This window comes from Spirosoma daeguense (assembly GCF_054776875.1).
The window spans coordinates 1-14,384 of record NZ_BAAHBF010000012.1 but is presented as its reverse complement, the minus strand read 5'-3'; the positions used below and the strand labels follow the sequence as shown (position 1 = coordinate 14,384).

Genomic DNA, 14,384 nt, shown 5'->3' with positions numbered 1-14,384 from the left:
TTATGCTAAATGTGTTCTTTTATAGTCTAACGGATGTAGAAAGAATGAACTTTATACCATTTATCCGATTATACACTAAATAGAAAGTAGAAATTGAATAGGAGTTTCTCTAGTATTTATGGGACTTATCATGAAACATACAGTTGCCAATATCATTCGTCTTTGGTTTGGCGCTGATACACCAATTCGAGATTATCAGATCAAAATGAATCCCAGACTTTGGGAGGCTTGCCTACAAATCAGTCAGGATTTTGTTTCTCCATCTGGCGTACACACACGGGCCAGATATAAGAAATCGGATAAAGTTGCGTTTGCTCGATTGGTTCAGGAAAAGTTGCAGGAGCAAAACGTGTTGGAGGAAACAACTGTATGAGCAATTAACTGCTGATGCAGTAATCGCTTGAATCAACATACGTAACAAATTACCAGAGGCTGCTAACGCCTACCTTTAATAGCTAATAATACTCACTGAATAGAGTTTTATCTTAAAGAAGCGCGAAGAGTAATAAAGCCCAGCAAGCTAATGAAAAGCTAATAACCGCCAGACTGATGCCGGCACTGATAAGATGTTGTTGATTTGCCATACTGTTATTTAAGCAAATCTTGTGCCAATAAGAATATATAGATTAATAACCTAAAAATATATACAAAAGGCGCATATTCAGGCACTAATTAAATTGTTATAGATATAAACACCTGATTTTATAGCGTTTTAGCGATACGTAGCAATCGCCGGATTTGAAGGTTAGACTCTGTGCTGAATCCTAATTTAGCGTTTACTACGTATCGTAAGGTTAAAAAAGGCATAACAGAAAGACTGCTTGTAATGAGGCAGTTTTTTCGTTTATCAAGCAATCTAAATCATCGCTACTATACGTATATATACTCAGATTGGACGTTAGTTCCATTCAGGCATATTTTGGAAAGGCTGCTTCAAATGAGGTAGCCCTTTTTTGTTATAAATAATCTATTTGTATACGCCGTTGCGGTTTCACTTAGAATTAATACACTATGGCAAGAAAAGTCTATTTCATTCGGAAATAGACTTTTCTTGTATCTATTGGTTGAATTATACATTAGTAAACATTCCATTTGCCTTGTGACCGCATGACCTGTTCAATTACATCACGAACAGCACCGTGACCGCCAGATTTTGGCGAAATGTAGTTGCAGATAGCCTGAATTTCGTCGACTGCATCGGCGGGGCAAGTGCTTACTACATTAGGGCGGTTCAGAATGGCAAAATCAGGGAGATCATCGCCCATATAGAGAATTTCAGATTCGTTCAACCCATCGCGCGTTACGTATCCGAGGTAAGCATTCACTTTCTGATCGGTGGGGCCGCCCATGAAAATATCTTTTATGTTCATGTTTACTAACCAGTTACGAACACCTTCGGAGTTAGACGATGAAAGGATAGCGACACGGAAACCGGCTTTAAGGGCTTGCTCAATCGCATACGTATCGCGGATGTTTACGGTTCGGAAACGTTCGCCGGTAGCCAGAAGATGAACATCGCCGTTGGTCAGTACGCCATCAACATCGAAAATAAATGTCTTGATTCGGCTAAATTGGTCGTGTGTTGCTGCCATGCTGCAAGTTTAGTGAAAACCGCCCGACTGTTACGTATTTTTGTAGAATGAATCCTTCCGAACAGCTTCCTACAGCATTGCCCCCGGCTTTTGAGGAGCAGATGCTGGCGCAGTTACCCAACGAATTTTCACGTTTTCAGCAGGCACTAACCGCACCAACGCCCGTAAGTATTCGACTGAATCCGCGTAAGCCAGCTTTCGATACGTCCGATTTACTGCCAGTTCCGTGGTGCCCCGAGGGCTTCTACCTACCTGAACGGCCTAACTTTACGCTGGACCCCTTGTTTCAGGCGGGTGCATACTACGTGCAGGAAGCGTCTTCTATGTTGCTCAGTGAAGCGATTCGGCAAACGGTTAATCTTAATCGTCCGCTTCGGGTACTGGACTTGTGTGCCGCTCCGGGTGGCAAGAGCACCTTGTTGGCGTCGATGCTGTCGGCCGATAGTTTGTTGATTTGTAATGAGGTGATACGTAGTAGAGTATCGGTGCTACGCGAAAATCTGGATAAATGGGGCTATCCGAACGTAGTGGTTACCAATCACGATCCTGATGATTTGGAGAAATTAGCAGGCTTTTTCGATGTTGTTGTGGTCGATGCTCCTTGTTCGGGTGAGGGTTTATTTCGGAAAGATCCATCGGCAATGGATGAGTGGTCGGAAGCCAGTGTACAGCTTTGTTCGGCTCGCCAAAAACGGATACTCACCGCAGCCGCACCTTTACTGGACAAAGGGGGAATTCTGATTTATAGCACCTGTACCTACAATGATGCAGAAAATACGGACAATGTTCAATTTCTGAATGAAAATGGGTTTCTAAATCGCCAGCTTAACTTACCTGCCGAGTGGAACGTAGTAAAAAAAGAAACCGGCGATTCAATTGGGTATCAATGTTATCCGCATCGGGTTCGGGGCGAAGGCTTTTTCATAAGTGTATTCCAGAAAACGGATTTTACGGCGTCAGTAAAAGTAGATGCCCGCACATTTCGAAGCATTCGGGCGTTACGTCCCCGCGAAACGGCTTCCGCATCGAAGTGGCTACAATCTCCCAACGAATTTTCTTTTTGGGAAAAGCCAAATGGCGACGTAATGGCGCTACTAAAATCCCTTGAAAAAACGTTTCTGTTTTTAGATAGTACGTTACGTAACAAAGGATTTGGGCTGGAAATCGGCCAGTTTAAAGGACAGGATTTTATACCGTCGCATGCACTCGCACTCAGTACGTCGGTCAGGCAGGATTTGCCAGGACTTGAGCTTAGTCGGGAAGACGCGCTACGTTACTTTAAAAAAGAAAATCTGACATTTGCCGACCCAGTGAAAGGCTGGTTAGCGGTGCGGTATAATGGGTTAAATCTGGGCTGGGTAAAAGGCGTAGGCAATCGGGTAAACAACTATCTACCAAAAGACTGGAGAATTCGAATGGATATTAAAGAATACGTATGAAACGCTTTTTCGTTATTGCTGGCCTGGTGGCTGCTGTTATGCTGGTTGGTTATTGGCTGGGGCCAACAGCCAACCCCGATCCGGTTAAAAATGATCCTATTACGCTGGATACCGACCTGATCAAGCTGGAACAACGTATTGCTGATGCCGAACGGGCCGCCAGTCTACGTCCTGATAATGAAGCTCGAATTGTTTGGGCCGATAGCCTACGAAAAGTTAAAACGCCTTACAGCATTGTTTACCTGCCCGGATTTTCGGCAAGCTGGGCCGAAGGTGATCCTATTCATAGACAAATCGCCCGGCATTTCGGTTGCAATCTATACCTGGCCCGCACGGCTGAACATGGTATCGATTCGCCGGATGCCTTCAAGCACATAACGCCCTCGAATTACGCTGCATCGGCCGAACGTGCACTGGCTATTGGCAAATCGCTGGGCGATAAAGTAATTGTGATGGGTACATCAGCAGGCGGAATGTTGTCGTTATACCTGGCTGCCCGGCACCCCGAAATTGAAGGGCTGGTTTTATACTCGCCTTGTATTGCCGTTGCGAATCCGGCGTTACGTCTGGTAACCGGCCCATGGGGGCAACAAATTGTTGATCAAATATTTCCGAATAAGCACTTCGTAAATACAACCTATACCGGCGACCGGGTAAAGTATTGGCTTCCGCAATATCATACTAACGGACTGCTTACGTTGCAAACCATGCTCGACCGTTATATGACGCCCGAGCAGTTTAAGAAAGTCAGGCAGCCGGTATTTATGGGATATTACTTCAAAGACGAAGACAATCAGGATAAGGTAGTATCGGTACCGGCTATGCTGGAGATGTTCGATCAATTGGGGACATCGGATACGAAAAAACAGAAACAGGCTTTCCCGAATGCTGGTGCCCATGTTATTGCTTCGCACTTCACCTCCAAGGACTTAACGGGTGTTTATCTGGCTACCGAAACCTTTCTGGCGAACGTATTAAAATTACCTACGGCGCCGACTCCTGTTGCGCCGGTAGTCTTACGCCCAAAAAAATAAGCTAACTTTGGCAATGCAATGAATAATGTATAATGAAAAGTGGATAATGAACCTGACTTTATTCATCCGTCCATTTCACATTATTCATTATCCATTTTTCATTATACATTAAAAATATGGCTTACGGATTATTGCAAGGAAAGCGTGGCATCATTTCGGGTGCTTTAAATGAAAGTTCTATTGCCTGGAAAATTGCGCAGAGAGCACATGAAGAAGGTGCTACGTTTACCCTGACCAACGCCCCAATTGCGATGCGTATGGGCGAAATCAAACAACTAGCCGAACAAACGGGGGCTGAAATTATTCCTGCCGATGCTACGTCGGTTGACGATATCACAAACCTTTTTACCAAGTCGCAGGAAGTGTTGGGTGGTAAAGTCGATTTCGTATTGCACAGCATCGGCATGAGCCCAAACATTCGGAAAGGAAAAGCTTACACCGATCTGAATTACGAGTGGCTGAAACAAACGATTGATATTTCGTCGGTGTCGTTCCATAAAATGTTGCAGACAGCTTATAAGCTTGACGCTATCAGCGAGTGGGGTTCGGTGGTGGCGCTTACTTATATGGCGGCTCAGCGAACGTTTCCGTTCTATACCGATATGGCCGATGCGAAAGCGATGCTGGAATCGATTGCCCGTAGTTTTGGCTATCGGTACGGCAAGTCGCACAAAGTACGTATCAATACTGTATCACAATCGCCAACGCAAACAACGGCTGGCGGTGGTATCGGTGGCTTCGATAAATTCTTTGAATTTGCCGACAAAACGGCTCCATTAGGCAATGCTACCGCCGATCAATGTGCCGACTACGTTATTACGTTGTTCTCCGATCTGACGCGTATGGTTACGATGCAAAACCTCTTTCACGATGGTGGTTTCGCTATGACTGGCATCTCGGAAGAAATCATTGAAATGGTTACGAAAGAATAGAACACTACGTAGTAAATGATTGGGCCGCGAGTGGGAAAATCCTCTATTCGCGGCCCAATTCATTTTATTGATTTATAATGGACAGGTTTCTGCTGTATAAAGTCTAACCTGAAAATGAAGCTGAAGAGAATTCAGTTTGCTCGAAAAAGGATGAGTATTCTGGCGGCATCTATCACAAGAGAAAAGCTACAAATCAGCCATACTAAGCGCCAGCCCTACCAGTCTTTATGTCTCCTGCTCGTTGGTAATGAACATAGATTACGCCACTTGGTGTAACGGTACTTTCTAGCATCGTAAAGGCTGCTGGAATTGGGCCATCCGTAAATAGCTTTTTCCCTTCACCGAGCGTCAACGGGTGAATTTTAAGCCAGAGTTCGTCGACCAAATCATTTTTGAGTAGGAGTTGCACAATTTCGCTGCTACCCCAAACTTTGATGTCCGATCCGTCTGAGTTTTTGAGTGTTTTGATGGCGTCCAGATTATCGAAAAAAGTTGAGTTTTGCCAGTCAGATTCCGTTCTGGTCGTAGACAAGACGTATTTGTTGACTTCATTTACGCCCGGCCAGTAATCGGCGTGTTCGGGCCAATAGTTTTCCCAAATCTCGAACGTCTTTCGGCCCAGTAGAAGATCGGCAGGTGTCATCAATTTTTCCATTTCCCGATCAGAAACCTCATCGTCATACGGTGCAACCCATCCGCCATAGCTGAAACCACCGGAGGTATCTTCCTCGGGGCCACCGGGTCCCTGCATAACACCATCCAGCGTAATCATAGAAAGCACGATTATTTTCCTCATAGTATTGCTGTTTAGTACGTTACAATTCTCGCTAATAAATAGGATTACATTGCAGTGTAAAGGCGACAATAGTGAGGGCTGAATACGAAATATATTGATAATGGGATTAGTGTAGTTCGCGGTGAAATCGCAGTAAAACAGAAACCCAATTGGCCATTTTGTATTGTCAATACGTAACAACGTAAAATTGGCAATTGGGTTTCCCAAAAAACACTACGTATCGCTAGAACTTGAGTTCCTGCGTCAGATACGTAGCGCGTTGATCGCCGTTAATACGTACGGTGGCCGCCAATGGTTTGGCATCCCAGTTTACTGTAATCAGTCCGTAATTCAGTTTGAAAATAACCTCACCTACGCGGTACTGATTTTTTTCTTCGCGTGGTTCTCCTACGTGGGTTAGCCCGCTACTGGTGATGTCGAATAGGTCGTAGGATAAGCCCGGTACGTTCAGTTTTGAGACTTCGGCAATATGGCGGTCACCACTGATGAAAAAGGCACCTTTTGGTTTTGTTTTGCCAATAATATCGAACAGACGCTGCCGGGAAGTCGGGAAATTGCCCCATTTTTCATAAATGTGGTCGTTCGGAATTACCTGAACGCCACTGCCAATAATATGTACATCGGCGTCAGAGTTCGTCAATTCGTTCTCCAGCCATTTCCACTGCGTTTCGCCCAGAATATCGCCCGTTGGGTCTGCTACGTTGGCTTTACCGTCTGCTGCTTTTTTTAATGGATCGCGGAAATATCGTGCATCAAGCAAAATCACCTTCACCCGTTTCCCTTTAGGCCCATACGTATGCGCCGAGTAAACGCCTTCCTGACTACGTAGCGGACTATTGGTTGGTACGTCGAGAAAATCAAGCATGAGTTGCTGACTTTCTTTGCGCTTTGGATATTCTTTTCCACCGTCGTTAACGCCATAATCATGATCGTCCCAAACCCCGATAACAGATGTTGACTGCCGCAATTGCTGATAAACCGGATTGGATTTCTGGGTCGCGTATTTTTCACGTAGCACATCCATATTCTCCGAATCGCCATAAATATTATCGCCCAGCCAAATCCAGAGATCGGGTTTGTCGACTACTATATCATCCCAAAGCGGCTGCACTAAACTTTGCCGACTGCACGAACCAAAAGCGATGGTTGTTATGGGCGAATCCGTTGTTGGCGTTTTTGAGCTACTGGAGCTTGTTTGTGCAGCAGTTTTGGACGGCTTAGACGTACTGCAACTCGTGAACAACAGGCTGCCGAAAAGAAAAAGTACAGGAAAGTATTTCATATAGTGAATCCTTTGTTAGTCTGTAAAAGTAAAAAAGCTACGTCGCTTCTGTACGGCTTTCGAGATTTGTTAACTTTGCTGTACTGAAATCTAATACGACATATAGCTCCTTCTACCAACTGTAATCGCTACATAGCGGTAATACAGTTCGGCCAATGCTGCCTCATGAGGTAGCTCTTTCTCGCTACGTTTTAGCGAGCGATTTTTCTATTCCAGTCTTTCATTTCTGCTGATACGTCATCAGCTTTCCATTTTCCCGACACTACGTTCGGGCAATTCTATTTCTATGTTTATCCGGACGTAACATACCGGTTTTTGACCAATTATGCATATGCAACAGGAAGCTTTCAATAAATCGATTATTCGTGATTTTTATCGGAGAGCCGTCGCGCAGGGCGATATAGATTTTGCCGCTGAAATCATTTCGGACGATTATCTTCAACATAGCCCGCTGGTAAAGCCGGGAAAAGCAGGCCTGCTTGAAGCGCTGACTTATATGAAGCAGATGCCCAAACCGGCCACTACGTCGGCTCCGTTTTTACGACTTATTGCCGAGGGTGATTACGTAGTGACCAACATGAGTTTTGAGTGGGATGGCCAGCAGAAGGCCGTTGTTGATGTATTCCGGCTAGAAAACGGTAAAGTTGCTGAACATTGGGACGCTATGCAGGATCAGCCAGAAACGAGTTTGAACAACAATGCGCTGATGGATGGCCCAATGCCGCTTGATGAAGAGTCGTTGACGGCTACAAATAAAGAAGTGGTTCGGGAGTTCTTTCACCGGGTTTTTGACGAACGAAATCTTGATAACCTCACCGATTTAGTGGCTAACGATCTCATTCAGCATCGAACCGAAATAGATAACGGACTTGCCGGATTGCTAACGTATTGGCAAGCGCATGGCGATATGCTACGTTCCTATAGTGTCCAACGACTTATTGGAGAAGCTGATTTTGTGGTCGCTCAGTACGAAGGAAAACAAGCTGGGAAATCCACTACGTTCTATGATATTTTTCGTCTGTCCGAAGGTCAGATTGTGGAGCAGTGGGGATTGAGTCAGGTTGTTCCGTAGCACGCTAAAATAGTTAATGTAAAGCCTATGGAGTTGTCTCAGACAGCATCTTGCTGTCTGAATAGCCAGCTTAGCTGAACAGCTTAATTGGTTGCTTACGCGGATCAGACAGCAGGATGTTGTCTGAGACAACCTAATAGAGTTGCCTGACAAATAGCTCTTTTTAATGGGCTGTTTGTCAGGTTCTCACCGCCATCAAAACAGAAAATTCTGTGAGCTTTTGGGCCAGAATAGGTTAATACAGGTATCCATCATATGTATTAACTAACGAGACGACTTATGAAGCGTTTGATCATCTGGTTGCAATTTATTCTGCTGATCAATCTAATTCTTTCCTGTAAAGCCGATTCGGTCAATGGCATTTATGCTGGTATTCAGTTACAAATCAGCGCCGTAGCAGGCGGAGCTATGAATCGGAACGACGTAGTGATTTACTTCCGGTCAGATGGTACGTTTACCAACGATCTGAAAGATCCAAACTGGAAAACTACGGTTAAAGGTAAATTTACGGTAACCGCAGAAAAGGTAGAACTCGCATTTACAGACGGAAAAACGCGTAGTTACAAGCGCACGTCGAACGGCAATCTGTCGGGTGGGAATTTTATTTTATTACCGCTTTCGATGAAAGGACCATTGCCAGTATCAAGTTTTCAGTATAAAGGCGGTACAAGCTCTGGTGGTATTGGTACAAACACGCCTTACGTTGGTACGTTTAGCCAGAACCGGATTCACTTTGATGGAAAAGGTAATTTTAGCCACTCGCGACAGGGAACGGTAATGATCGCTGGTGACAACATCGGTGGCGGAAATACGAGCAAAGACGAAGATGCCGGTACATATACGTATCAGGATGGACTGCTTACACTGAAATACAACACCGGAAAAACCCAGACAAGTAGCTTTTTCTTTACGAAAGACGGGGAGGAAATTGCGGCTATGAACGGCCGGATATATACCAAATATGATGGTAAAGACGATAACAAAAAAGTAGCTCACAAGCCTTCGGTAAACGTTCCAACCGCTTCGGAACTGGTCGCAAAAGCCCGAGAAGCGCACGGCGGTAAAGCTATCGACGATATTCGTAATCTGAAAACCAGTTCGCAGATGCGCGGTATGCTCTTGTTAACGCAATCAGATTATCAACAACCACGTACCAAAGCCGAAGCGCGAGCATCTGGTAAACTAGTTTATACGGAATACTGGGACGGGAAACAGGGTTGGTCGTGGCTTCAGGGCAAAAAAACACCTTTAACGCCGGAACGAATGCGTGATAAGGAAGCCAATCGCTATGCGGGTATTTCAGGACTGCATACTCAGCGCCAGAGCCTTTTACAGAAAGGAGAGGTAGAGGTTTTGAAAAATGGGGGTTATGCGCTAACCTATCGTAAAGATGGCGTGCCAATCAAATTGATTCTTGACAGCAAATACCGGGTTGTTGGCGAAGAGGTACCATCGGAAGGTAAAACGCTTAAAATTGAGTATGAAAATTTCCGAACCGTAAATGGGGTTTTGTTACCCTTTACCGAAGTACAAAGTCAGGGTTCGCAAAAAAATACGATTAAATTGACGGATTATAGTATAAACGAACTGAACGAAGCGGATTGGGCAGAGCCAACTCCGTAGAAAACTCTTTTTGTTTTCAGAACGTAGTGAAACCTATCAGCTCGTCCGCTGATGTATCACGGACGAGTTTTTTTATTCTTCCCAGCTATTTATAATTCGGCTGCCATTTTCGGTGGCTTCGGCCTTTATATACGTATCAACTTCCTGCTGCAATTCCTCAACGTGCGAAATAATACCTACTACGCGGTTTTCGGAACGTAGCGCTTTCAATGTTTTAAAGACTGTCTGAAGCGAATCTTTATCGAGCGTACCGAAACCTTCGTCCAGAAAAAACAGGTTTTGTCTGGCTTTCGTCAGATGTTGAATATTGTCGGAAAGGGCCAGCGCCAGCGATAGAGCGGCCTGAAACGTTTGCCCACCTGATAACGTCTTTACACTACGTATTTCACCACCGTTCAGAAAGTCGCGAACCTGAAAGTTGTTCTTCTCGTCGAGTTCGAGTTTTAGCTGATTATTGGTCAGCTTAAAAAACCGCTCATTGGCCGATTCACAAAGATTTTTCAGATAAACCGACGATACGTAGTTGACAAACCCCTGCGCGCGGAACATCTCATCCATCTTTTTTAGATCCTGCTGACGTAGCGTCAACTCATCATAGCGTTTTTGGTGATCCTGTTTCTGTTGCCACTGACTTTCCAGCGTTGTAACGACTGTGGTGGCGCGTCCGTGCTCTTTATTAAGGTTGTCTTTTTCTTTCTGTAACGTAGCGAGTTGCGTCTGCACAGTTTCCAGTGCTACCGGATCGAATGGGTTGGCGGCCAGTTCCGTTTCCAGCGTTTCGACTTGTTTGGTTAAACCGCTACGTGTCTCATGGTAGGTTTTAATACGTTGTTTTTCCTGCGCTACGTCGAGAACCGAACGTAGCACCGCAGTAACCTGATCGAGCGTAAGATCGTTAGTGTTCAGGTTCTGATTGATAAGCAACTGCTGATTGTCAAGTTCAGTCGTAACGTCTATTAATTGCTGCGCCAGTTGCTGAATTTGTTCTTCGAGCGTTGTTGAGGTTTTTTCGGCCAGACTTTTCTGTTTGTCAGCATCATCGAAATTGGCTTTCGTTTGATGATACGTTTGCGTCAACGACTCTCGCAGGTCATCAATTTGATCGAGCGCCCACCGCGAGACTTCGTCTAAACGGAAATGCTGTAGCGATTCAATCGTTCGTTTCAATTCGCCATTCTGGCCAAAAATTGCTTTGTCGACATCGCTAATTTTCTCAGAAAATTCTTTGTGTCTGATTTCGACCTGCTCAATCTCGCGCGTTAACGTGGCAACAGCCTCTTGAGCCGATTGGAGCTGTTTCTGGACGTCGCTTTCATTTTTGATGGCTGTGACTACCTGATTTTCGTGCTCTTTCGAATAATCAGACCATATAAATTTGTCTTCGTGCTCGCTTAACTGTTTAATAATATCGCCCCGATCCTGCGTTAGTCGTTTGCCATTTTCCAGTTCACTACGTAGTTGAGTAGTCAGCTCCTTTATGGTCAGTTGTAGTGTGGTAGTATCTTCGATACGTTGAATTACCTTTTGCAAAGCCGCTTCGCTACGTTTCACCTCGTCGGTATCTAGAGACATTACGTGTCGATTAGGATGATGCTCGGAGCCACAAAGCGGGCAGGGTTGCCCATTGTGTAGCGAATCGGCATATTTTCGGAGTTCTTCCTGAACTAGTGTTTGCCGATGTGTGTCTTCTCGATCTTTACGAATCAATTTGAGTTGGCCAAGCGCCTGTTCAATCTGATCGGGTAAGGTTTTTAGCGTCAGTTCGTTCCAGTTTTCGGGAAAACCCTGTAACGCCTTATTCTTGCGTTGCTTCAGTTGATCAACCGCCAGATCGTATCGATCAATAGCATTCTGTAAATCATCAGCTTGCTTTTTTAGTGGTTTATAGGCCGTAAACCAGTTCTGAATCTTATATAGGTTTTCCAGCTTCGAGGCATTTCCAAGGCTACCGTCGATAATGGACTGATGTTGCTTTTGCGCGGTTTTAGTACGTTCCAGCAGTTCGTCAAGTTGTTTTTGCTGAGCCGATAAAGCCGTACGGTTCCGCATTTGCAGATCAATCGATTGTTGCAGCGTTCTGATGAGCTGAACGGTATCTAATTCATCGATTTTTTGCTGAAGCTCTTCCCGATTTTCATACGCTTTCCGGGCCGCATCATACACAACCTTCAGACTGACCAGCCGTTTGCTAGCCGCGTCAAGTTGTTGTTGCGCGTTACGTTGCTGATCGAGCAGTTTGCTTCTTTTGTCCTGTAACTTGGTCAGATTAGCAAAATCGGACTGAAACAGAAGTTTGCAGGTTTCATACAGCGCAATATCCTGTTCGAGCTGACGATACGTAGCGTCCTGAGTTTGTAAATGGTTTAGCTCCTGCGTTGCAGTAATTAGGTTTTTGCTACGTGTCTGGCTATCCAGCAGTAGTTTTTCGGCAGGTTCTAACTCGTTTATTTCGGCTTCTTTCCCGGCAATCGATTCCTGAATAGCAACAACCTCCTGTTTGGCTTGCTCAATCGCTTCTGGCGTTGCATTCTCCAAAGGTTTTAGCAGACCGCGCAATTCAGATAGATTTTCGTCGTTGGCTTTACTCAACTTGGCCACCCGCCCCGACAATTCATATTGATCCAGCTTAAAGAGCTGGTTCATCATTTTAGTACGTTCGGTGGGGCTGAGTTCCAGAAATTCCCGAAACTGGTTTTGTGGAATAATGATTGTCCGCTTGAAGTTATCATAATCCAGCCCCAGAATCTGTTTCGACAGTAAGGCTATATCTTCCTTTTCATTGCCAATGGGTTGCCAATCATCGCCCTGTTTGATAAACATCCGACGTTCACCGGACGTTATTTCGGCGTATTTTTTCGGATGACGTTTGGCTTCGTAGATAAACTTATAGACTTCTTGTTCTGGCCCTGCCTGAAATTCGAAGTCAATCAGAAGATGCTTCGATTTCAGATTCATCATATTATACTGACGATTATCACGACTGTTGAGTCGTTCGGTTTCGCCGTATAAGGCAAAGCTAATGGCTTCGAGTAGTGAGGTCTTACCACTACCTACCTTGCCAAAAATGCCAAAAACGTTTGATCCAATTAGTTGCTGGAAATCAATTTCCTGTCTGTCCTGGTAGGAATAAAGCCCTTGTATGGATAGCTTTATAGGTATCATTCCAAATCGGTTGCTAAAATCTCTTTGAATAGTTGCTGAAGCCGTTCGTTAGGCTCCTGCCCTTTATTCTTATATTTAAAATAGTCAGTAAATAACGCATCCATACTTTGTGTTAGATCGATGGCGGGCGCATTCTGTGTTTCTTCTACGTCAACTTCCCTCACATCCGGAATAATCGTAACCAGCGATTCATGTGATTGCTGAAGTTGCCGCCGTTCTTCGCTAGTTAAGTAGGTTGTCGTTTGTAGGGTAATTTCAGCGTAGCAATCTGGATTTTGCTTTAGCCAATCGACCGCTTCATCGACTCGCTTAAAGCGAGGACGTAGCAACCGTTTCCCTGTATTGAGTGGAACTGGTGTTACACTTACGGGCTGGCCGGGTTGGGCGTCAATTAAAACGACAAATTTCTGCTGATCGGCTTCGGCAAAACTATAGGCTAATGGACTGCTACTATATATAACAGGACTGGGTCCGCCCGAAATCTCCTGATAGCGATGCAAATGACCAAGCGCTGTGTATTGAATCTGCGGAGGAATCATATCGGTGTAGAGAACAGAAGCGCCACCAATTTGCAGAATACTACGTTCGTCATCCGATTCTTCAGGCTGTTCGCCACCACGTTTCATAACGAATAAATGAGCGGTCAATAAATTGACTCCCTGTTTATCCATATATGTATCGGCTAAGGTTGCCCAATGCTGTTGAAGTTGCTGACGTAATTCATCGCCAAAGCTTGTCTGACCAAAATAAGCTCGCATTCGTGATTCATTCGCGTAAGGCGTAAGAATAATCCGAACGGGCGCATCGTGTCTGGGAAGTTTCAGTTCAATAAAGCCGGGTGCCGAACGTAGCAACTTGGCTTCGCAGCTTACTTCATAAGAAGAGACTTCGGTTTTAGGGAATCCAGCGAAAATAATTCCGCACTCCCGACCAAAATGATCCTGCGCTTCTATTCGGTCGGGGTTGTCGTGATTTCCCGCAATAGCGACCACAGTTCTACGACCACCGGCTGTTAATACTTTAAGCGTACTATATAATAAGTCTTCTGCCTGCGGATCTGGATTGAACGTATCAAATAAATCGCCAGCCACTAATACGAGATCAACATCTTGTTGATTGGCTACTTCAACAATTTCTGCCAGTACGTTACGCTGTTCCTGTAGACGCTGGAAATCCTGAAGTCGTTTCCCGATGTGCCAGTCGGCCGTATGTAAAATTTTCATTGTTGAATAGTCGTCCCTGAATTTGAGACAAAACAAAGATGCAATATAACTCTTGTTACGTCCGTATTCGACGGAAAACAGAGCTAAAAATCACTTATTGAAAAAAGTATAAACTTTTTTTGGTGTGTAAGTCGCTGAGATCGGGGGAGTTGCCAAATATTCTTTGGTGGCTCCCCAATTATTTTTCAGCCACCCCTTGACAAACCCAAAAGATGCCCCTACCTTTGCA

Annotated in this window: 11 protein-coding genes; 6 read left to right on the top strand and 5 right to left on the bottom strand. The window is 44.8% G+C overall.

The genetic code is table 11. From position 1 onward, the window contains the following. The first annotated feature begins 130 nt into the window (after positions 1 to 130). Positions 131 to 373 (top strand): hypothetical protein, encoded by a 243-nt coding sequence (locus tag ACYVD4_RS30855; RefSeq protein ID WP_460952182.1) that lies wholly within the window; start codon positions 131 to 133, stop codon positions 371 to 373. A gap of 703 nt (positions 374 to 1,076) precedes the next feature. Here ACYVD4_RS30855 and ACYVD4_RS30850 read toward each other — a convergent pair. Next, complete coding sequence (locus ACYVD4_RS30850) at positions 1,077 to 1,592, bottom strand: KdsC family phosphatase (protein WP_460952180.1); 516 nt, start codon at positions 1,590 to 1,592, stop codon at positions 1,077 to 1,079. A 47-nt stretch (positions 1,593 to 1,639) separates the two neighbouring features. Between ACYVD4_RS30850 and ACYVD4_RS30845 the strand changes: the two genes are divergently transcribed. The 3 genes from ACYVD4_RS30845 to ACYVD4_RS30835 all read left to right on the top strand — a co-directional run bounded on the left by ACYVD4_RS30845 (position 1,640) and on the right by ACYVD4_RS30835 (position 4,997). Then, the gene (locus ACYVD4_RS30845) at positions 1,640 to 3,031 is read left to right on the top strand and encodes a methyltransferase RsmF C-terminal domain-like protein (RefSeq protein WP_460952179.1); all 1,392 of its coding nucleotides are present in this window, start codon (positions 1,640 to 1,642) and stop codon (positions 3,029 to 3,031) included. After that, positions 3,028 to 4,065 (top strand): alpha/beta hydrolase, encoded by a 1,038-nt coding sequence (locus ACYVD4_RS30840; RefSeq protein ID WP_460952177.1) that lies wholly within the window; start codon positions 3,028 to 3,030, stop codon positions 4,063 to 4,065. Before ACYVD4_RS30845 ends, ACYVD4_RS30840 begins: the two co-directional genes overlap by 4 nt. Positions 4,066 to 4,181: 116 nt before the next feature. Further along, positions 4,182 to 4,997, top strand: coding sequence for an enoyl-ACP reductase FabI (locus tag ACYVD4_RS30835; RefSeq protein WP_460952175.1), 816 nt, complete (start codon positions 4,182 to 4,184; stop codon positions 4,995 to 4,997). A 202-nt stretch (positions 4,998 to 5,199) separates the two neighbouring features. Here the strand turns inward: ACYVD4_RS30835 and ACYVD4_RS30830 are convergent, their stop codons facing one another. Further along, entirely contained in the window at positions 5,200 to 5,793 is a 594-nt protein-coding gene (locus ACYVD4_RS30830; RefSeq protein WP_460952173.1) for a dihydrofolate reductase family protein, read from the bottom strand. A 223-nt stretch (positions 5,794 to 6,016) separates the two neighbouring features. After that, positions 6,017 to 7,075 (bottom strand): alkaline phosphatase D family protein, encoded by a 1,059-nt coding sequence (locus ACYVD4_RS30825; protein WP_460952171.1) that lies wholly within the window; start codon positions 7,073 to 7,075, stop codon positions 6,017 to 6,019. 331 nt (positions 7,076 to 7,406) lie between these two features. Between ACYVD4_RS30825 and ACYVD4_RS30820 the strand changes: the two genes are divergently transcribed. Beyond that, positions 7,407 to 8,147: a nuclear transport factor 2 family protein gene (locus ACYVD4_RS30820; RefSeq protein ID WP_460952169.1), complete on the top strand. Its 741-nt coding sequence runs from the start codon at positions 7,407 to 7,409 to the stop codon at positions 8,145 to 8,147. A 279-nt stretch (positions 8,148 to 8,426) separates the two neighbouring features. Then, positions 8,427 to 9,770: a hypothetical protein gene (locus ACYVD4_RS30815; RefSeq protein WP_460952167.1), complete on the top strand. Its 1,344-nt coding sequence runs from the start codon at positions 8,427 to 8,429 to the stop codon at positions 9,768 to 9,770. A 72-nt stretch (positions 9,771 to 9,842) separates the two neighbouring features. Here ACYVD4_RS30815 and ACYVD4_RS30810 read toward each other — a convergent pair whose 3' ends face one another. Both ACYVD4_RS30810 and ACYVD4_RS30805 read right to left on the bottom strand, forming a co-directional pair. Continuing rightward, positions 9,843 to 12,932 (bottom strand): AAA family ATPase, encoded by a 3,090-nt coding sequence (locus ACYVD4_RS30810; RefSeq protein WP_460952166.1) that lies wholly within the window; start codon positions 12,930 to 12,932, stop codon positions 9,843 to 9,845. After that, a complete protein-coding gene (locus tag ACYVD4_RS30805; protein WP_460952164.1) occupies positions 12,929 to 14,155 on the bottom strand; it encodes a metallophosphoesterase family protein in 1,227 nt (408 codons plus the stop codon). The genes ACYVD4_RS30810 and ACYVD4_RS30805 overlap by 4 nt, the downstream gene beginning before the upstream one ends. Positions 14,156 to 14,384 lie beyond the last annotated feature (229 nt).

Excerpts from the sequence above, each read along its gene's own strand:
- ACYVD4_RS30855 (WP_460952182.1), top strand. The coding sequence starts at position 131 with ATGAAACATACAGTTGCCAATATCATTCGTCTTTGGTTTGGCGCTGAT.
- ACYVD4_RS30850 (WP_460952180.1), bottom strand. The coding sequence starts at position 1,592 with ATGGCAGCAACACACGACCAATTTAGCCGAATCAAGACATTTATTTTC.
- ACYVD4_RS30845 (WP_460952179.1), top strand. The coding sequence starts at position 1,640 with ATGAATCCTTCCGAACAGCTTCCTACAGCATTGCCCCCGGCTTTTGAG.
- ACYVD4_RS30840 (WP_460952177.1), top strand. The coding sequence starts at position 3,028 with ATGAAACGCTTTTTCGTTATTGCTGGCCTGGTGGCTGCTGTTATGCTG.
- ACYVD4_RS30835 (WP_460952175.1), top strand. The coding sequence starts at position 4,182 with ATGGCTTACGGATTATTGCAAGGAAAGCGTGGCATCATTTCGGGTGCT.
- ACYVD4_RS30830 (WP_460952173.1), bottom strand. The coding sequence starts at position 5,793 with ATGAGGAAAATAATCGTGCTTTCTATGATTACGCTGGATGGTGTTATG.
- ACYVD4_RS30825 (WP_460952171.1), bottom strand. The coding sequence starts at position 7,075 with ATGAAATACTTTCCTGTACTTTTTCTTTTCGGCAGCCTGTTGTTCACG.
- ACYVD4_RS30820 (WP_460952169.1), top strand. The coding sequence starts at position 7,407 with ATGCAACAGGAAGCTTTCAATAAATCGATTATTCGTGATTTTTATCGG.
- ACYVD4_RS30815 (WP_460952167.1), top strand. The coding sequence starts at position 8,427 with ATGAAGCGTTTGATCATCTGGTTGCAATTTATTCTGCTGATCAATCTA.
- ACYVD4_RS30810 (WP_460952166.1), bottom strand. The coding sequence starts at position 12,932 with ATGATACCTATAAAGCTATCCATACAAGGGCTTTATTCCTACCAGGAC.
- ACYVD4_RS30805 (WP_460952164.1), bottom strand. The coding sequence starts at position 14,155 with ATGAAAATTTTACATACGGCCGACTGGCACATCGGGAAACGACTTCAG.